This window comes from Actinosynnema sp. NPDC050436, assembly GCF_040655415.1.
GTDB lineage: Bacteria > Actinomycetota > Actinomycetes > Mycobacteriales > Pseudonocardiaceae > Actinosynnema.
Genome location: NZ_JBFAJV010000002.1, coordinates 784,028 through 801,571, shown reverse-complemented (window position 1 = coordinate 801,571; position 17,544 = coordinate 784,028). Strand labels below are relative to the sequence as shown.

Annotated in this window: 16 protein-coding genes and 2 pseudogenes; 9 read left to right on the top strand and 9 right to left on the bottom strand. The window is 75.1% G+C overall.

The features are described 5' to 3' along the window. Positions 1–147: 147 nt before the first annotated feature. Positions 148–447, top strand: coding sequence for a DUF1540 domain-containing protein (locus tag AB0I60_RS07885; RefSeq protein WP_360726676.1), 300 nt, complete (start codon positions 148–150; stop codon positions 445–447). A 94-nt stretch (positions 448–541) separates the two neighbouring features. Here the strand turns inward: AB0I60_RS07885 and AB0I60_RS07880 are convergent, their stop codons facing one another. Both AB0I60_RS07880 and AB0I60_RS07875 read right to left on the bottom strand, forming a co-directional pair. Beyond that, positions 542–3,391 carry a BTAD domain-containing putative transcriptional regulator gene (locus tag AB0I60_RS07880; RefSeq protein ID WP_360726674.1) on the bottom strand — a complete coding sequence of 950 codons (2,850 nt, stop codon included), beginning with the start codon at positions 3,389–3,391 and terminating at the stop codon, positions 542–544. Between the two features lie 88 nt (positions 3,392–3,479). Continuing rightward, positions 3,480–3,647, bottom strand: a pseudogene (locus AB0I60_RS07875) (regulator); the annotation flags it as partial. A gap of 119 nt (positions 3,648–3,766) precedes the next feature. Here AB0I60_RS07875 and AB0I60_RS07870 point away from each other — a divergent pair. Beyond that, a complete protein-coding gene (locus AB0I60_RS07870) occupies positions 3,767–4,633 on the top strand; it encodes an alpha/beta hydrolase (protein WP_360726672.1) in 867 nt (288 codons plus the stop codon). Positions 4,634–4,911: 278 nt separating this feature from the next. On the opposite strand, the pseudogene AB0I60_RS07865 reads toward AB0I60_RS07870, so the two are convergent. From AB0I60_RS07865 to AB0I60_RS07845, 5 genes and pseudogenes are all read right to left on the bottom strand, one after another. Further along, a pseudogene (locus AB0I60_RS07865) lies at positions 4,912–4,974 on the bottom strand (TetR/AcrR family transcriptional regulator); the annotation flags it as partial. A gap of 251 nt (positions 4,975–5,225) precedes the next feature. Next, a complete protein-coding gene (locus AB0I60_RS07860; protein ID WP_360726848.1) occupies positions 5,226–7,475 on the bottom strand; it encodes a heavy metal translocating P-type ATPase in 2,250 nt (749 codons plus the stop codon). A gap of 22 nt (positions 7,476–7,497) precedes the next feature. Further along, complete coding sequence (locus tag AB0I60_RS07855; RefSeq protein ID WP_360726670.1) at positions 7,498–8,403, bottom strand: hypothetical protein; 906 nt, start codon at positions 8,401–8,403, stop codon at positions 7,498–7,500. Positions 8,404–8,462: 59 nt separating this feature from the next. Further along, positions 8,463–8,669, bottom strand: a complete 207-nt coding sequence (locus AB0I60_RS07850) for a heavy-metal-associated domain-containing protein (RefSeq protein WP_360726668.1) — start codon at positions 8,667–8,669, stop codon at positions 8,463–8,465. A gap of 56 nt (positions 8,670–8,725) precedes the next feature. Further along, positions 8,726–9,007 (bottom strand): metal-sensitive transcriptional regulator, encoded by a 282-nt coding sequence (locus AB0I60_RS07845; RefSeq protein ID WP_360726667.1) that lies wholly within the window; start codon positions 9,005–9,007, stop codon positions 8,726–8,728. Positions 9,008–9,201: 194 nt separating this feature from the next. On the opposite strand from AB0I60_RS07845, the gene AB0I60_RS07840 reads away from it, so the two are divergent. Together AB0I60_RS07840 and AB0I60_RS07835 are read left to right on the top strand one after the other, a co-directional pair. Then, positions 9,202–9,804 carry a hypothetical protein gene (locus AB0I60_RS07840; RefSeq protein ID WP_360726665.1) on the top strand — a complete coding sequence of 201 codons (603 nt, stop codon included), beginning with the start codon at positions 9,202–9,204 and terminating at the stop codon, positions 9,802–9,804. A gap of 426 nt (positions 9,805–10,230) precedes the next feature. Continuing rightward, positions 10,231–11,433: a cysteine desulfurase-like protein gene (locus AB0I60_RS07835; protein WP_360726664.1), complete on the top strand. Its 1,203-nt coding sequence runs from the start codon at positions 10,231–10,233 to the stop codon at positions 11,431–11,433. A gap of 5 nt (positions 11,434–11,438) precedes the next feature. On the opposite strand, the gene AB0I60_RS07830 is transcribed toward AB0I60_RS07835, so the two are convergent. Next, entirely contained in the window at positions 11,439–12,686 is a 1,248-nt protein-coding gene (locus tag AB0I60_RS07830) for an epoxide hydrolase (RefSeq protein ID WP_360726662.1), read from the bottom strand. Between the two features lie 97 nt (positions 12,687–12,783). Between AB0I60_RS07830 and AB0I60_RS07825 the strand changes: the two genes are divergently transcribed. The 5 genes from AB0I60_RS07825 (at position 12,784) to AB0I60_RS07805 (ending at position 16,873) form a co-directional block, all read left to right on the top strand. Next, on the top strand, positions 12,784–13,122 hold the full coding sequence (locus tag AB0I60_RS07825) for a helix-turn-helix transcriptional regulator (protein WP_360726661.1): 339 nt from the start codon (positions 12,784–12,786) through the stop codon (positions 13,120–13,122). 131 nt (positions 13,123–13,253) lie between these two features. Continuing rightward, positions 13,254–14,060 carry a CoA transferase subunit A gene (locus AB0I60_RS07820; RefSeq protein WP_360726659.1) on the top strand — a complete coding sequence of 269 codons (807 nt, stop codon included), beginning with the start codon at positions 13,254–13,256 and terminating at the stop codon, positions 14,058–14,060. Then, on the top strand, positions 14,057–14,809 hold the full coding sequence (locus tag AB0I60_RS07815; RefSeq protein WP_360726657.1) for a CoA-transferase subunit beta: 753 nt from the start codon (positions 14,057–14,059) through the stop codon (positions 14,807–14,809). The genes AB0I60_RS07820 and AB0I60_RS07815 overlap by 4 nt, the downstream gene beginning before the upstream one ends. After that, complete coding sequence (locus AB0I60_RS07810) at positions 14,806–15,981, top strand: thiolase family protein (protein WP_360726655.1); 1,176 nt, start codon at positions 14,806–14,808, stop codon at positions 15,979–15,981. The genes AB0I60_RS07815 and AB0I60_RS07810 overlap by 4 nt, the downstream gene beginning before the upstream one ends. Before the next feature lie 109 nt (positions 15,982–16,090). Then, complete coding sequence (locus AB0I60_RS07805) at positions 16,091–16,873, top strand: IclR family transcriptional regulator C-terminal domain-containing protein (RefSeq protein WP_360726653.1); 783 nt, start codon at positions 16,091–16,093, stop codon at positions 16,871–16,873. A gap of 66 nt (positions 16,874–16,939) precedes the next feature. Here the strand turns inward: AB0I60_RS07805 and coaD are convergent, their stop codons facing one another. Beyond that, a complete protein-coding gene (coaD, locus tag AB0I60_RS07800; protein ID WP_360726651.1) occupies positions 16,940–17,371 on the bottom strand; it encodes a pantetheine-phosphate adenylyltransferase in 432 nt (143 codons plus the stop codon). Positions 17,372–17,544: the final 173 nt, after the last annotated feature.

The following is a 17,544-nucleotide window of genomic DNA, read 5'->3' as shown; positions in this document are numbered from 1 at the left end:
CCGGCCGGGTCACGCGAAACCCCCGGTAAATGCGCCGCCAATAGCAAAACAATGGACTGCGGTTAGGCTTACCTAATCATTCTCGTGTTGCGACCTTGGAATGGCGGTGGCAATGTTCCGGGTACCGAACCGGCATGAGGAGCGACTATGACCACCACCGAAATGCCCGCGGTCAGCTCGTGCACCGTTGCGGGCTGTTCGTACAACCACGACGGCTGCCACGCGTTCGCCATCACGGTCAGCGGCGTGAACGGCACGGCGGACTGCGGCACGTTCGTCCCGCTGGACACCAAGGGCGGCCTGCCCAAGGTCGTCGCGCAGGTCGGGGCCTGCTCGCGGACCGACTGCGTGCACAACCAGCAGCTGGAGTGCACCGCCTCCGACGTGCGCGTGGGCCCGGGTTCAGGCGACCACGCGGCCAACTGCCTGACCTACCAGCAGCGCTGACCGGGAGTCGTGCGCAGCGGCCTGTCGCGGGGGCGCACCACCGCCCCCGCGACAGGCGCACGCTGGTCGGAGATCGGCCGCCGCGTTCCGCCGATCATTCGCGCGACGCCTTTTCCGGGGGTGCCGCGCCGGCCGCCCGGTCCAGTTCGCGGGCCCGCCGGAAATGCGCGTGCGCGTCCTGCGGGCGGCCCAGCGCGGCGGCCAGCCGACCGAGCAGCCCGGCCACCGGGCCGAGCGTGAGCAGCCCGCTGCCCGCACCGGCCAGCTCGCCGGCCGCCGGCACCAACGCCGTGTAGACCTCACCCATCAGGTCACCGTCGCGGAGACCGAGCGCGACCTCCCCGGTGAGCCAGGTGCGCGCCTCGAACAGCAGGTCGCGCGGCGACTCCCGCACGACGGCGCGCGCCTCGGCGGCCCGGCCGGCGTCGAGCAGGTGCAGCGCGAGCGCCCACGGCCGGTACGGGCCCCAGTCCTCGGCGAGGTCCACGCGGACCGGTGCGCCGACCCGGATGCCGTGGCACAGCAGCGCGAACGGCCGGATGCCTGCTTCCAGCCCGACCATCCCGGTACTGCCCAGCCGGCCGGCGGCGACGCGGTAGGCGGCCCGCGCGTCGGTGTCCCGGCCCGCCGCAGAGGCCCGCAGAGCCGCGTACCACTGGGTGAACACGCCGACCAGCGGGAGTTCGTGGCGTTCGGCGACGCGGTCCACGGTCGCCGCGTGCCCGTCGGCGGCACCGAACTCGGCGAGCGCCGAATGTGCTTGCAGCAGCACGAGGTGGGCCAGCACCTCGAAGGGCACCAGCCCGTGCCGCGTGGCCACGGCGAGCAGGTCGCGGCCGAGGCGGACGCGGTGCGGCGCGCGGCCCGCGCGGTCGAAGGACTGCATGAACCGGCCGTTGAGCGCGAACGCGAGCAGCGCCGGGTCGCCCAGCCGGCGGGCGATCTCCTCGGCTTCGCGGGCGGCGGCCCCGCCCCGGTCGCCGGACGTGCCGCGCAGCTCCAGCGCGACGGTGGCGAGCAGCCGCGCCCGGGGCGCGAGCCGGTCCGGGGCCAGCGCGGCGAGCGTGCGCCCCGCCACCGCGACCACCTGGTCGGCCAGCGCCTGGTCGTCGTTGCCGGTCCAGATCGCGGGCACGTCGAACGACCCGACCACGGCGGCGGTCAGCTCCGGGTCGCCGAGCCGCTCCACGGCGGTCAGCGCCTCGGCCCGCAGCCGGCGGGCGGCGGCCAGCTCCCCCGTCACGGCCAGCGCCCGCACCTGCCCCATGACCGCCGCCGAGCGCGCCCGCCCGTCGTCCCGGGCGCGGTCGTGCGCGGCGACGGCCTCGCGCCACCACCGGACGGCCTCGTGCGGTGCGAACCGGCGTTCGGCGCGTCGCGCCGCAGCTCGGGCGAACCGGGCCGCTTCCGGCGCGGTGGCCCGGCTCCCTGCGCGCACGTAGTGGTGGGCGGTGGTTTCCACGTCGTCGGGCCGCTCGCGTGCCACGGCTTCCGCGACGGCCGCGTGCCAGCGCGACCGGCGTGACGAGGGGATGTCGGCGTAGAGCGTGTCGCGCACCAGGTCGTGCGAGAACCGCACCGCGTCCGGCCCGCGTTCGACGAGGAAGCCCGACGCCTGCGCGGACTCGACCGCGTCGAGCACCTCTTCCTCCGCGCCCGCCACCGCGACCAGCACGTCCAGGTCGACGTCGCGGCCGATCACCGAGGCGAGGCGGAGCACCTGCCGGTGTCGCGGGATGAGCCCGCCCGTGCGGCGGCGGATGACGTCCCGCACGCCCTCGGGGACGGCGGACAGCACCTCCGCGCCCTCGTCGTCCAGCAGCCGGGCCAGTTCGCGCGCGAAGAACGGGTTGCCGCCGCTGCGCCGGAAGACGGCGCGGGCGGTGGCGTCGTCCACCTCCCGGCCGGCGGTCGCGCGCACCAGCCGGGTCAGGTCCGGCTCGGGCAGCCCGCTTAGGCGGACCCGGACCGGTTCGGCGCGCGCCAGCCGGCCCAGCGCCTCTCCGAGCGCGGCGGAGGTCTCCGTGCTCCGGTAGGTGCCGACGACCAGCACCGGCAGCTCGACCGGTTCGGCGACCAGGGACGCCAGCAGCGCCAGCACGTCCTCCCCCGCCCAGTGCAGGTCGTCCACCACGAGCAGCAGCGGTCCGGGAGCGGCGGCCAGGTGGTCGACCAGCGCCTGACGCCGGTCCGGCCGGGTGTCGTCGGGCAGCAGCCGGCCACCGCCCTGCTCGTGGTGCCGGCTCCACTCGGCGGTCCAGCCGGCCAGCCGGGCGGCCAGTTCACCGACCAGCGCGGTCTTGCCCGCGCCCGCGTCGCCGGACACCAGGGCCACGCCGAGCCGCCGCCGCGCGCCGACCCCGGCCGCCGCGCCCAGCAGCCGGGACAGTTCCGCTTCCCGCCCCACGAACGCCCGACCGGCGGGCACGACCGGCGCGGGCGGACCGGCCAGGTGCGGCGCGTGGTCGAGGATGTCCGCCTCCAGCCGGCGCAGCTCCGGGCCGGGGTCGACGCCCAGCTCACCGGCCAGCGACTCCCGGGCCCGGCGCAGCGCGCTCAACGCGTCGGCCTGGCGACCGGACCGGTAGAGGGCGAGCGCCAGCAGCCGCCACGCGTTCTCCCGCCACGGCAGCGCGGCGAGGTGCGCCTCCAGGTCGGCGACCGCCTCGGCCGGGCGACCCAGCGCCAGCACCGCCTCCACCCGGCGTTCGACGGCCAGCAGCCGCAGCTCGTCCAGCCGGGTGACCTCGCCGCGCGCCCACGGCTCGTCGGCGAACTCGGGGTACGCCGGTCCCCGCCACAGCGCCAGCCCGGCGTCGGCGCGGTCCAGCGCGGCCCGGGGATCGCCGGCGGCCAGCCGGTCGCGGCAGTCGTGCACGGCGGCCTCGAAGCGCACCGCGTCCACCCGGTCGGTGACCAGCGCGTAGCCGGGGGCGGCGGTCAACCAGCAGGCGCGGCGGGGTGCGCGCGGGCCGGTCGGGTTCCAGCGCGCGGCGCAGGGTGAACACGAAGCTGCGCACCGCGCCGACCGCGCCGGCGGGCGGGTCCGGCCACAGGTCGTCGACCAGCCGGGACAGCGGGACCACCCGGCCCCGGGCGACCAGGAGCCGGGCCAGCACCGCCCGGTGCCTCGGCCCGCGCAGGTCGGCCGGGCCGCCGGGACCGCTCGCGGTGAGCGGGCCGAGCACCCCGAAGTCCATCACCCGGTCAGCCTAGCGCTGAAGCCATCGACGCAGGTCAGGGCTGCATGAACCGGATGCTGACCGGTTGCTGACCGGGACCGGGTTCCCTGGTGGCACCGATCGAGAGGAACGCACCGATGACCATCTCCGGATTCGCCCGGCACCGCGTGACCGTCGCCGACGGGGTGCGGCTGAACGTGGCCGTGGGCGGCTCGGGGAGCCCGGTCGTGCTGCTGCACGGCTTCCCCCAGACCCACCTGATGTGGCGGCACGTCGCCGCCGACCTGGCCGCCGACCACACCGTCATCTGCCCCGACCTGCGCGGCTACGGCGACAGCGACCGGCCCGCCGACACCGGCCGCACCTACGCCAAGCGCACGATGGCCTCCGACGTGGTGGCCGTGGCCGCCGCGCTCGGCTTCGACCGGTTCGCGCTGGCCGGCCACGACCGGGGCGCGCTCGTCGCGTTCCGCACCGGCCTGGACCACCCCGACGCGGTCACCCACCTGGCGTCGCTGGACGTCCTGCCGACGCTCGACTCCTGGGAGGTCATGCGGGGCCGGTCGGCGGCCGTCGGCTTCCACCTCTTCCTCATGGCGCAGCCCCCCGGCCTGCCGGAGCAGCTCATCGCGGGTGCCCCGGACGCGTTCTTCGGGCACTTCCTGGACGCCTGGGCGACCCGGCCCGGGGCGCTGGCCGACGTGCGCGACGCCTACCTGACCGCGTCCCGCGCGGCGGTCGACTCGATCGTGGCGGACTTCCGGGCGTCGGCGGGCGTGGACGTGGCCGACGACGAGCAGGACCGGGCGGCCGGTCGCCGGCTGCGGATGCCGGTGACCGTGCTCCAGCAGGACTGGGGTGCCGCGCTGGGCTTCGACGCGGTGGGCCGGTGGCGGGCGTGGGCCGACGACCTGGTGCACGAGACCGTGACCTCCGGGCACTTCATGGCCGAGGAGGCGCCGGCCGACGTCGTGCGGGCGCTGCGGGATCTGCTCACCCGGTGACCGCCGTGCCCAGCGCCCGGTCGAGGTGGTGGTCCGGCACCGCGCGGGCGGCCTCGGGGGTGCGGTGGCCGATCGCGACGTCCACGCCGAGGCCGGTGGCCGGCGGCCGGCGCGTGCAGGCACTCCCGCAGCACGACCTCGGGCCCGGCGTCGCCGAGGGCGGTGATCGCCCGCTCCACCCGGCTGCTCACCGCGCGCACGGACCGTTCGAGGGCGTCCCGGACCAGCGCCTCCATGGTCGGGAAGTAGTGCTGCACCTGTCCCATCGACACGCCGGCCTCGGCCGCGACCCCGCGCAGGGTGACCCCGTCGGGGCCGCTGCGGACGGCGAGCGCCCACACGGCCTCGACCAGCCGTTGCCGGCTTTCCTGGTCAGCGCTGGGCCACACCAGGGGCAAGGCCGCCGCCCCGCCGGCCGAACAGCCGACTCCGGGCGCGGAGCGGTGGCCCGGAGCCGCACGGGCTCCGGGCCACCGCCGCCTGGTCGACCGGCGGCCATCCGGTCGTCCAGGCGGCGCGGCAGCCAACCCGGCCGACCGGGCGGCGCGGCAGCCAACCCGCCGGCGGGTTGGCCGGCCGGGCGGTGTGGCGATCAGCCGACCGGGGTGGGCAGGGTCGGCCGTGCGGTCGGGGTCGTCGTCGGGGTGGTCGGGGTGGTGCCCCGGAACGCCCGCAGCCGCAGGCTGTTCGACACCACGAAGACCGACGAGAACGCCATCGCCGCGCCCGCGAGCATCGGGTTGAGCAACCCCGCCGCCGCCAGCGGCAGGGCCGCCACGTTGTAGGCGAACGCCCAGAACAGGTTGCCCTTGATCGTCGCCAACGTCCGGCGCGACAGCCGGATCGCGTCCACCGCCGCCATCAGGTCGCCCCGCACCAGGGTCAGGTCGCCCGCCTCGATCGCCGCGTCGGTGCCGGTGCCCAGCGCCAGGCCCAGGTCGGCCTCGGCCAGCGCCGCCGCGTCGTTCACGCCGTCGCCGACCATCGCCACGACCCTGCCCTCCGCCTGCAACCGGGCCACCACGTCCACCTTGTCCTGCGGCAGCACCTCGGCGAACACCTCGGTCACGCCCACCTCGGCGGCCACCGCGCGGGCGGCGGCCTCGTTGTCGCCGGTCAGCAGCACCGGGTCGAGGCCGAGACCGCGCAGCCGCCGGATCGCCTCGGCCGACGTGGGCTTCACCGCGTCGGCGACCACCAGGACCGCCCGCGCCACGCCGTCCCACGCCACCAGCACGGCCGTGCGGCCCAGCCGTTCGGCGTCCTGCTTGGCGCGCGCCAGGTCCTCGTCCAGGTGCACGCCCCACTCGGCGAGCAGGCGCTCCCGACCGACGACCACGGCGTGCCCGTCGACCACGCCCTGCACGCCCAGGCCGGCGATGTTCCGGAACCCGTCCACGGCCGGCAGCCCGCCGACCCGGGCGCGGGCACCGGCCGCGACCGCCTTCGCCACCGGGTGCTCCGAGGCGTCCTCCACCGCGCCCGCCAGCCGCAGCACGTCCTCCTCGGTGGTGCCGGTCGCGGTGTGCACGGCGGCCAGGCCCATCCGGCCGGTGGTGACGGTGCCGGTCTTGTCCAGCACCACGGTGTCCACCCGGCGGGTCGACTCCAGCACCTCCGGCCCCTTGATCAGGATGCCGAGCTGCGCGCCCCGGCCGGTGCCGACCAGCAGCGCGGTCGGCGTGGCCAGGCCCAGCGCGCACGGGCAGGCGATGATCAGCACGGCGACCCCGGCGGTGAAGGCCGCCGCCACCCCCTCGCCGGTGCCCAGCCAGAACGCGAGCGTCCCGACCGCCAGCGCGATCACGACCGGCACGAACACCGCCGACACCCGGTCGGCCAGCCGCTGCGCCCGCGCCTTGCCGTTCTGCGCGTCCTCCACCAGCTTCGCCATCCGCGCCAACTGGGTGTCGCCGCCGACCCGGGTCGCCCGGACCACGAGCCGGCCGCCGGCGTTGACCGTCGCACCGACCACGGCGTCCCCCGGGCCGACCTCGACCGGCACCGACTCGCCGGTCACCGTGCTCGCGTCCACCGCCGAGCCGCCGTCCTCGACCACGCCGTCGGTGGCGATCTTCTCCCCCGGCCGCACCACGAACCGGTCGCCGACCACGAGGTCCGCGATCGGGACGCGCGCCTCGCGGCCGTCGCGCAGCACCGCCACGTCCTTCGCGCCCAGCTCCAGCAGCGCCCGCAGCGCCGCGCCGGCCCGGCGCTTGGAGCGCGCCTCGAAGTAGCGGCCCGCCAGGATGAACGTGGTCACCCCGGCCGCGACCTCCAGGTAGATCGAGCCCGCGCCGTCCGAGGGCGCGATGGTCAGCTCGAACGGGTGCGTCATGCCGGGCGTGCCCGCCGTGCCGAACAGCAGCGCGTACAGCGACCAGGCGAACGCGGCCAGCGTCCCCATCGAGATGAGCGTGTCCATCGTGGCCGCGCCGTGCCGCAGGTTCGTCCACGCCGCGCGGTGGAACGGCAGCGCGCCCCACACCAGCACCGGGGCGGCCAGCACCAGCGAGATCCACTGCCAGTGGGTGAACTGGAGCGCGGGCACCATCGCCATGGCCACCACGGGCACGGACAGGGCGGTCGAGACCACCAGCCGCTGCCGCAGCGCCGAGGTCGGGTCCTGCGCCTGCGCCGGGTCGGGCTCCGGCGCGGACTCCGGGCGGGGCGCGGTCGCCCCGTAGCCGGCGGCCTCGACCTGCGCGACCAGTTCGGCCGGGTCGAGCCCCTCGGGGAAGGTGACCTTGGCCTTCTCGGTGGCGTAGTTGACCGTCGCGGTCACGCCGTCGAGCCGGTTGAGCCGGCGCTCGATCCGGGCCGCGCACGACGCGCAGGTCATGCCGGTGATCGACAGTTCCAGGTCAGCGGCCACGACCCGCCTCCACGGTGAACTCGGCGGTGCGCACCGCGCCCGCGTGCCGGAAGTCCAGGAACAGCCGGTAGGTCCCGGCGGTGGGCACCTCGGCGACGAACGCGATGCCGGGGCCCGGCGCGGTCCTGCCGTCGCCGGGCGAACCGTCCGGGTGCACGTGCAGGTAGGCGAGGTCACCGTGCCGCAGCGCCACCAGGTGCCCGTAGGCCGCGAGGTACGGCTCCAGGTCGGTCACCGGCGAGCCGTCCTTCGCCACCGTCAACGTGATCGGCGACGCCTCGCCGGGCACCAGGTCGCCGGTCAGGCGGACCTGGTAGCCGTCGACCTCGGCGACCCGCGACGGGGCGAAGGCGCGGGGCTCGAACGGGCCGGGCACCGAGACGTCCGCGCCGAGCGTGAGCGCCGGGCCGCCGGTCGGCGTGAAGTCGGCGAACACCCGGTAGGTGCCCGCGTCGGGCAGGTCGAGCGGCACCGACCAGGTGCCGTCCGGTGCCATCGCCGGGTGCACGTGCCGGAAGCCGGCGGTGTCGCGGCGCACGACGACGAGGTGCATCCGCTCGTCGTGCTCGACCTCGAACGCGGTGACCGCGCGACCGTCGTGGTCGTCGATCCGGAAGGTGAAGGGGGTTCCCGCCACGGGCGTCGGGTCGGTGGGCGTGAGGGTGTAGCCGCCCCTGGACGACGCCAACCCGGCGGGCTGGTCCTGCTCGGCCTCCGCGACGGTGGCGCCGTGACCGTCCCCGTGCCCGGCGTCCTCGCCGCCGTGCGCACCGCCGTGACCGCGCTCGGCGGGATCGGCGCGGAGGGGACCGACAGCGCTCCCGACCGCCCAGGCCGCACCCGCGACCAGGACGAGCGCCACACCGTAGGCGGAGAGCTTCGCTGTTGTGCTCATGGTGTCTTCCTCGTGGAACGGGAGCCCGCCCCGCTCGGGCGGGCTCCGGTGGGTCCTGCTCAGGGGGCGAGCGCGTAGCCCGCCTCTTCGACCGCCGCGCGCACGTCGGCCTCGGCGACCGGCGCGGCGCTGGTGACGGTGACCGCGCCCGTGGGCACGTCGACCGCCACGTCGGTGACGCCGGCGATCCGGGTGACCTCCTCGGTCACGGACGCCGCGCAGTGGCCGCAGGTCATGCCGGTGACGGTGAAAGTGGACTCTGCCATCGGTGCGGTTCCTCCTCGTGGGGTGCCCGGGGCCCCGACGGGCCTCGAGGTCGTTCTCAGGAGCGGACCAGGCGGGCGATCGCCTCGCCGGCCTCGCGGAGCTTCTCGTCCGCGTTGTCGCCGCCCTGCGCGAGCGCGTCGGCCACGCAGTGCTTGAGGTGCTGGTCGAGCAGCCCGAGGGAGACCGCCTGGAGCGCCTTGGTGGCGGCGGAGATCTGGGTGAGCACGTCGATGCAGTACTCGTCGTCCGCCACCATCCGCTGCAACCCCCGGACCTGGCCCTCCACCCGGCGCAGCCGGGCCAGGTGGTCGTCCTTGCCAGTGCTGCGGACCCGCATGTCCCGCTCCTTCCGCTCACCGCATTTATACCCCCAGGGGGTATATGGATGTCAACTTCCGCGAGATCCTCCCCACACCCTTACCCCGTATGGGTATCAGGTAGGCGGAGAGGACGGTGTCGGACCCCGCCGCTACGGTGTCGGGGCCCGGTGATCCGCCGGGGCGGGAGCGCGGGGGACGTGGGGGTGGGAACGTGGCGGTGCACGTGGTGAGCCGGCGGCGCAGCGCGGTGTCGGTCGAGAACGCGCACCCGGGCGCGGTGGTGGTCGACGTGACCTCGCGCGGCCCGGAACCGTGGGTCCGGCTCAGCCCGTTCTACCCGCACGGCGGGATACCGGTGCCGTTCACGCCGCACGTGACGGGGGCGTCGGTCGAGGGCATCTGGCAGGCGCTCAAGGTGTTCCGGGAGGCGGACGTCGACCTGGCCAAGCTCCGGGTCACCGGGATGACCGGGCTCAAGCGGACCGTCCGCCGGTTCGGCGAGGTGCTCGGCCACCGCGCCGGCGCGCACGGCGCGGAACTGCTCCCCTACGAGGAGGCGCGGCGGCGCATCTACCTGCCGGTCTACCGGTGGGTCCTGGAGAACCGGGTGGTGGACGAGGTCGCCGCGCTGCGCGGCCTGGCGACCGGCCGGGACGTGGTGCTGCTCGACTACACGACCAACGGCGACATCGCGGACCTGTCGAGCCCCCTGTCCCACGCCGCGCTGCTGCGCCACCACCTGTGCGGCACCTGGCCCGCCGAGTCCGCCACCGACCGGGGAGCCGGCTCCGAGCAGGAGACCGTCGCCGGTTGAGCGGGCTCGCGGCGGACGGGCCCACCCCCGGGCGGTACCGGGGTCCCTGCGCACGCGGGACTTCCGACCCTGCGACCGGCCCGGCCCCGGTGCCAGACTGGGGGCCGGCACGAACAGCGGCCCGCGTCGTCGAGCGCCGGCCGCACCGCCGGACCCGGAGCGGCGATCGGGACGCCGCTCCCTCCCCGACGGCCGGACCGGGCGGCACCCCCAGGCCGCCACACCGGTCGTCGGCCGGGACGCGACACCCGGTGCACGCCGGGTGCGCGTCCTCGCGCCTCCGCCCCGTCAACCGCCGGGGCACGCCGCGCCGAGTCGGTCCACGCGGCGACGGCCGGCGCGACCTGCACGCCGCCACCGCCGCGCGCCGCGAGCCGAACCGCCGGCCGTGCCCCCCGAACCGGGTCGGGCTGACAGAGTGGGCGCATGAGCTACGACGTCCAGGCCGTCCGCGACCGCTTCCCGTCCCTGGCCTCCGGCACCGCGCACTTCGACGGTCCGGGCGGGTCCCAGGTGCCCGCCGCCGTCGCCGACGCCGTGCGGGACGTGATGACCTCCTCGATCTCCAACCGGGGGTCGGTCACCGCCGCCGAGCGCGCGGCCGACGACGTGGTGCGGGCCGCGCGCCGGGCGATGGCCGACCTGCTGGCCGCCGACCCCTCCGGGATCGTGTTCGGGCGCAGCGCCACCGCGCTGACCTACGAGTTCGCCCGCGCGCTGGCCAGGACGTGGCAGCCGGGCGACGAGGTGGTGGTGAGCCGGCTGGACCACGACGCGAACATCCGGCCGTGGTTGCAGGCAGCCGAGCAGGTCGGCGCGGTGGCGCGGTGGGCGGAGTTCGACCCGGCGACCGGCGAGCTGACGCCCGACGACGTGGCGGCGGTCCTGTCCGAGCGGACCCGGCTGGTGGCGGTGACCGGGGCGTCCAACCTGATCGGCACCCGGCCGCCGCTGGCCGCCATCGCCCGCCTGGTGCACGAGCGCGGCGCGCTGTTCTTCGTGGACGGCGTGCACCTGACCGCGCACAGCGCAGTGGACGTGGCCGAACTCGGCGCGGACTTCTTCGTGTGCTCGCCGTACAAGTTCTTCGGACCGCACTGCGGCGTGCTGGCCGCCGACCCCGGGCTGCTGGCGACCCTGCACCCCGACAAGCTGCTCCCGTCCTCCGACGCGGTCCCCGAGCGCTTCGAGCTGGGCACGCTGCCGTACGAGCTGCTGGCCGGCACCACGGCCGCCGTGGACTTCATCGCCGACCTGGCCGGGGGAACCGGTGACCGGCGGGCGCGCATCGTGGCGTCGTGGCAGGTCGCGGGGGCGCACGAGGACCGGCTGCGCGACGTCGCGGAGGCCGGGCTGCGGGAGCTGCCGGGGGTCGTGGTGCGGTCGCGGGCCGGCTCCCGCACCCCGACGCTCCTGGTCACCTTCGCCGACCGCGACCCGGCCGACGCGTACCGGTTCCTGGCCGGCGAGGGCGTCAACGCGCCGGCCGGCTCGTTCTACGCCCTGGAGGCGTCCCGCCACCTCGGCCTCGGCGACGCCGGCGGGCTGCGCATCGGCCTCGCGCTCTACACCACCGACGCCGAGGTGGACCGCCTGCTCACCGCCCTGGGCCGCTTCCTGGGGTCCTGACGCCGTCAGCGGCGGCCCCGGAACGTGCGGCGCAGGTCGTCCACCCACCGGTCCGGGATCTCCCACGGGATGAAGTGGCCTCCCCGGTCGTGCGCGGTGAGGTTGACGTGGTTGTACCAGCGGCCCCGCTCGCTGTCGGCGAAGGAGCGCACCCGCTGGTCGGTGGTGACGCCGGGCGGGTTCTCGTGGCCCACGAACGTGATGCCCGTCGGCGCCTCGACCACCGGCCACCGGTCGTGCGACGGCTGCCACGGGTACCGGTTGTTGTTGGCGTAGGTGCGGATCGACGTCGAGATCGCGTTGTTCACCCAGTAGATCATCGCGTGGGTGAGCAGGTCGTCCTTGGAGAACACCGACTCGACGTCGCCGCCGTTGTCGCTCCAGGTGATCCACCGTTCGAGGATCCAGGCCAGCATCCCGGCCGGCGAGTCCGTCAGGCCGTACGCGAGCGTGCTGGGCGCGAGCACGTGCGCGGCGAGGTGGCCGGCGAACCGGTGCTCCAGCGCGAGCAGCCGCTCCCGGGCCTCCGCCGGCAGGTCGTCGGGGATGGGCCGCCCACCGGTCAGGTCCCACGCGCGGTCGCCGTTGAACAGGGTGAGCATCTGGCCGGACCCGATGTGGATGGCGTGCAGCGAGTCCGCGTACTTGTGCCCGAGCTGGCCGGTGACCAGCGCGCCCACGTCGCACCCGGCGGCGGCGTAGCGGGTGTGGCCGAGGACGTCGGTCATCAGCCGCTGCCAGAGGTCCGCGACCTTCCAGAAGTTCAGGTCCGGGTGGTCCGGCAGCGGCGTGGAGAAGCCGAAGCCGGGGAACGACGGCACGATCACGTCGAACGCCTCGGCCGGGTCGCCGCCGTGCGCGCCGGGGTCGGCGAGCGGGTCCACGACCTTCGCCCAGTGCCAGAACGTCCACGGCCACCCGTGGGTCAGGATGAGCGGGATGGGCGCGGGGCCGACGCCGGGCTTGCGCATGAAGTGCACCGGGACGCCGTCCACCGTGACCCGGTAGTGCTCGTAGGCGTTCATCGCCGCCTCGGCCGCGCGCCAGTCGTACTCGGTGAGCCAGTAGTCGACCAGCTCGCGCAGGTACGCGCGGTTCACGCCGTAGTACCAGTCCTCGTTGCCGGCGTCGTCCGGCCACCGGGTCAGTTCGAGCCGCCTCCTCAGGTCGGTCAGCACCTCGTCGGGCACGTGGATGGGGGTCGGCGTCAGCGGGAACGCGCCGTTCGGCGTCGGATCGGGCTGTTCGATCACTCGTCCAGTCTTCCACCGCCGTCCGTTCGGGTGGCGGGTTCACTCAACCGAGGGACGTGCGCACGCAACCTTTGAGCGTTGCGTACGCGCAACTAGTATGTCTCCCGTGAGCTCAGAGCAGAACCTCCCGCCGTCGCCCCTGTGGACCTACATCGAGACCAACCTGGAGAACCGCGGCCTGAACACGGGAGACCTGGCCCGCGCCACCGGCGTGCACCGCAGCCGGTTCACCGACTGGCGGCGCGGCAAGTCGATCAGCATCGAGACGGCCCGCGCCATCTCCAAGCTGTTCGAGGTCAGCCCGCTGGAGGTGCTGGTGGCCGCCGAGCTGCTGACCCCCGAGGAGGCGCAGTTGCGGCACACCCGCCCCAACCCGGCCGAGTTGAGCGACGAAGAACTGGTCGCCGAGCTGAGGCGGCGGCTCAAGCGCTCGTGACACCGCCTGCCGAACGCCCGTCCCGTCGCCCGGGGCGGGCGTTCGGCGTCCCCGGGGGGTTGACCGGACCCGCGTCGGCTCCTATGTTCGTATGTAGAACTTCTGTTCGGTATGCGAACTCATGAGGTGCTGTGGCGGAGATCGGAACGTTGGCGGAGGCGGTCGCCGAGCTCGTCGGCGACGGGGACGTGGTGGCCCTGGAGGGGTTCACCCACCTCATCCCGACGGCGGCGGGGCACGAGATCATCCGCCAGGGGCGGCGCGACCTGACCCTGGTGCGGATGACGCCCGACATCGTCTACGACCAGCTCATCGGGGCGGGGTGCGCCCGCAAGCTGGTGTTCTCGTGGGGCGGCAACCCCGGCGTGGGGTCGCTGCACCGGTTCCGGGACGCGGTGGAGCACTCGTGGCCGGTGCCGCTGGAGATCGAGGAGCACAGCCACGCGGGCATGGCCAACCGGTACGTCGCCGGGGCGTCGGGCCTGCCGTTCGCCGTGCTGCGCGGGTACGTCGGCACCGACCTGCCCTCGGTGACCGCCACCATCAAGCCCATCACCTGCCCGTTCACCGGGGAGGAGCTGACCGCCGTGCCGGCGTTGAACCCCGACGTCGCCATCGTGCACGCCCAGCGCGCGGACCGGAACGGGAACGTGCAGCTCTGGGGGCTGCTCGGGGTGCAGAAGGAAGCCGTGCTGGCCGCGCGGCGCAGCCTGGTCACCGTCGAGGAGGTGGTGGACGAGCTGACGCCCGTGCCGGGTGCGGTCGTGCTGCCCACCTGGGCGGTCACCCGGGTCGCCGAGGTGCCGGGCGGCGCGCACCCCTCGTACGCGCAGGGCTACTCGGAGCGCGACAACGCCTACTACGCGGCGTGGGACCCCATCAGCCGGGACCGCGAGGCGTTCGGCCGGTGGCTCGACCAGGTGAGGGAGGCGGCATGAGCTACACGTCCGACGAGATGATGGCGGTCGCCGCCGCCCGCGCCCTGACCGGCCGGCAGCGGGTGTTCGTCGGCATCGGCCTGCCGTCCACCGCCGCCAACCTGGCCCGCCGGACGCACGCGCCCGACCTGGTGCTGATCTACGAGTCGGGCACGCTCGGGTCCAAGCCGAACCGGCTGCCCGCCTCCATCGGCGACGGCGTGCTGGCCGAGACCGCCGACGCGGTGATCAGCGTCCCCGAGGTGTTCAACTACTGGTTGCAGCCCGGCCGGATCGACGTCGGGTTCCTGGGCGCGGCCCAGCTCGACAGGTACGGCAACATCAACACGACCGTCATCGGCGGCGACTACCACCACCCGAAGGTCCGGCTGCCCGGCGCGGGCGGTGCGCCCGAGATCGCCGCGTCGTGCCGCGAGGTGTTCGTCGTGGTCCGGCAGAGCAGTCGGTCGTTCGTCGAACGGGTCGACTTCGTCACCTCGTTCGGCCACGGCCGGGGCAAGGGCGCGCGCGAGCGGCTGGGGCTCAGGGGCGCGGGCCCGACGCTGGTCATCACCGACCTCGGCGTCTTCCGCCCCGACCCCGACACCTCCGAACTGGTGCTCACCGCCCTGCACGGGGGCGTGACCGTGGACGACGTCCGGGCCGCGACCGGCTGGGACCTGGCCGTCGCCCCCGACCTCGGCCGCACTCCCCCGCCCACCGACGAGGAGCTCGCCGCGCTGCGGGAGCTGAAGGAGACCTCCCAGTGACCGACGTGTTCGTGCTCGACGGCGTGCGCACCCCGTTCGGCCGCTACGGCGGCGCGCTCGCCGGCACCCGCCCGGACGACCTCGCCGCGCACGTCGTGCGCACCCTCGGCGACCGCGCCGACCTCGACCCGGCGACCGTGGACGAGGTGGTGTTCGGCGACGCCAACCAGGCGGGCGAGGACAACCGCAACGTCGCCCGGATGGCGACCCTGCTCGCGGGCTGGCCCACCTCCGTCCCGGGCACGACCGTGAACCGCCTGTGCGGCTCCGGCATGGACGCCGTGATGCAGGCGTCGCGGACCATCGCCGTCGACGACGCGTCCCTGGTCGTGGCGGGCGGCGTCGAGTCGATGAGCCGCGCCCCGTGGGTGCTGCTCAAGCCCGGCAAGGGGTACCCGGCCGGGCCCGAGACGCTGCACTCCACCACCCTCGGCTGGCGGATGACCAACCCCGCCATGCCCGCCGAGTGGACCGTCCCGCTCGGCGAGGCCACCGAGCAGCTCGCGGAGCGGTACGGCGTGACCCGCGAGCGGCAGGACGAGTTCGCCCTGCGCAGCCACCGGCTCGCCGCCCGGGCGTGGGACAGCGGCTTCTACGACGACCACGTCGTCGCCCCGCCCGGCGTGGACCTGGTGCGGGACGAGAACATCCGCGCCGACACCGGCCTGGCGAAGCTCGGCGCGCTCAAGCCCGCGTTCCGTCCACAGGGGACGGTCACGGCCGGCAACTCCTCACCCCTGAACGACGGCGCGGCGGCCCTCCTGCTCGGCTCGCCACGGGCCGCCGCCGACCTGGGCCGCACGCCCCTGGCCCGGATCGCCGGCCGGGGCGCGGCCGGGGTCGACCCGCAGGCGTTCGGCCTCGGCCCGGTGCGGGCGGCGGAGACCGCGCTGCGCCGCGCCGGCATCGGCTGGGGCGACCTGGCGGTGGTCGAGCTGAACGAGGCGTTCGCCGCGCAGTCGCTGGCGTGCCTGACGGACTGGCCCGAACTGGACCCGGAGATCGTGAACGTCAACGGCGGCGCGATCGCCCTCGGCCACCCGCTGGGCGCGTCCGGTGGCCGCGTGGTGCTCCAGCTCGCCCACGAACTGCGCCGGCGCGGCGGCGGGTGGGGCCTGGCCGCGCTGTGCATCGGCGTGGGCCAGGGCCTGGCGGTCGTGCTGGAGGCGTAGGCGCCGGGAAGTGCTGGAGGCGTAGGCGCCGGGAAGTGCAGGACACCTGCGGCAGCGGGGCTGTCGCAGGTGGGAGCGGGGACGACCGGCGGATAGGGTGGGTGCCACCATGACCGAGCAGGAGACATCGCCGGAGCGCGGGGCGCACTACGTGCAGTCGCTGGAGCGCGGCCTGGCGGTGATCCGCGCGTTCACCGCCGACAGCCCCGCGCTGACGCTGACCGACGTGGCCAAGCGCACCGGCCTCACCCGCGCCGGCGCGCGGCGGTTCCTGCTCACGTTGGTGGACCTCGGTTACGTGCGAACCGACGGCAAGCTGTTCTCGTTGACGGCCCGGGTGCTGGAACTCGGGTACGCGTTCCTGTCCAGCGCGGCGCTGCCCGACGTGGCGCAGCCGCACCTGGAGCGGTTGTCGGCGGAGGTGCGGGAGTCCACTTCGGCCTCCGTGCTGGACGGGGCGGACGTGGTGTACGTGGCCAGGTTCGCCGTGTCGCGGATCATGGCGGTGTCGATCACCGTGGGCACCCGCTTCCCGGCCTACGCCACCTCCATGGGCCACGTGCTGCTGGCCGGGTTGCCGGCCGGCGAGTTCACGGCGTACCTGGACACGGTGCGGCTGGAGGCGTTCACGCCGCACACCCTCGCCTCGCCGGACGACCTGCGGGCCGAGGTGGGCAAGGTGCGCGACCAGGGCTGGGCCCTGGTCGACCAGGAACTGGAAGAGGGCCTCCGCTCGATAGCCGCCCCGGTCCGCGACCGGTCGGGCCGGGTGGTGGCGGCGGTCAACGTGTCCACGCACGCCAGCCGCACCCCGGTGGACCGCCTGCGCGGCGAGGTGCTGCCACCCCTGCTGGCGGCCTGCGCGGCGATCGAGAAGGACCTCGCCGGCTGAGCCAACGGGTGCCCCGGTCGTTCGGCCCGCACCCCCCGCGCTCCGCGCTCCGGCAGGCGGGTCACCTCATTCGGCGCGGACGGCGGGGTCGTGCCGACTCGTCGCGGTGACGAGGGTGGACGAGAGGTGTGCCCGCTCCGGGTCCGCCGCGATGAACAGCGTCTCGACGCCGGCGAGTTCGTGGTTCATCCGGGCCATCAACGTTTCGTACCCCAGGTCCCGGGTGTTGCGGACCCCCCGGACCACCACGTCGATCCCGGCGCGACGGCAGTAGTCGACCAGCAGGCCGCCGGTGTGCGAGTCGACCGTGACGTTGTCCACCCCGGCCGCTTCGGCACGCAGCCGCTCCACCCGCTCGGCAACGGGCGAACGGCCGGCCTTGTCCGGGTTGGACATCACGCACACGACGACCTCGTCGAACAGTCGCGCGGCCCGGCGGAGGACGTCCCGGTGCCCCGGGGTGACCGGGTCGAACGATCCTGGGAAGAGGGCGCGCATGGCCGAGAAGGCTAGCAACGTGTGCGCTGTACGGCCCCTGTGACGCGCGGCGGGCACGGGTTCGCCCAGCAGTGCCACGACGGCGGCGGGACCGAAGTCGTCGCCGTCTACTATCAGCGCTATCAGCGACCCTGTTGACGTTGTTCCACGACTGAAGGCGGCACCACCCGGGA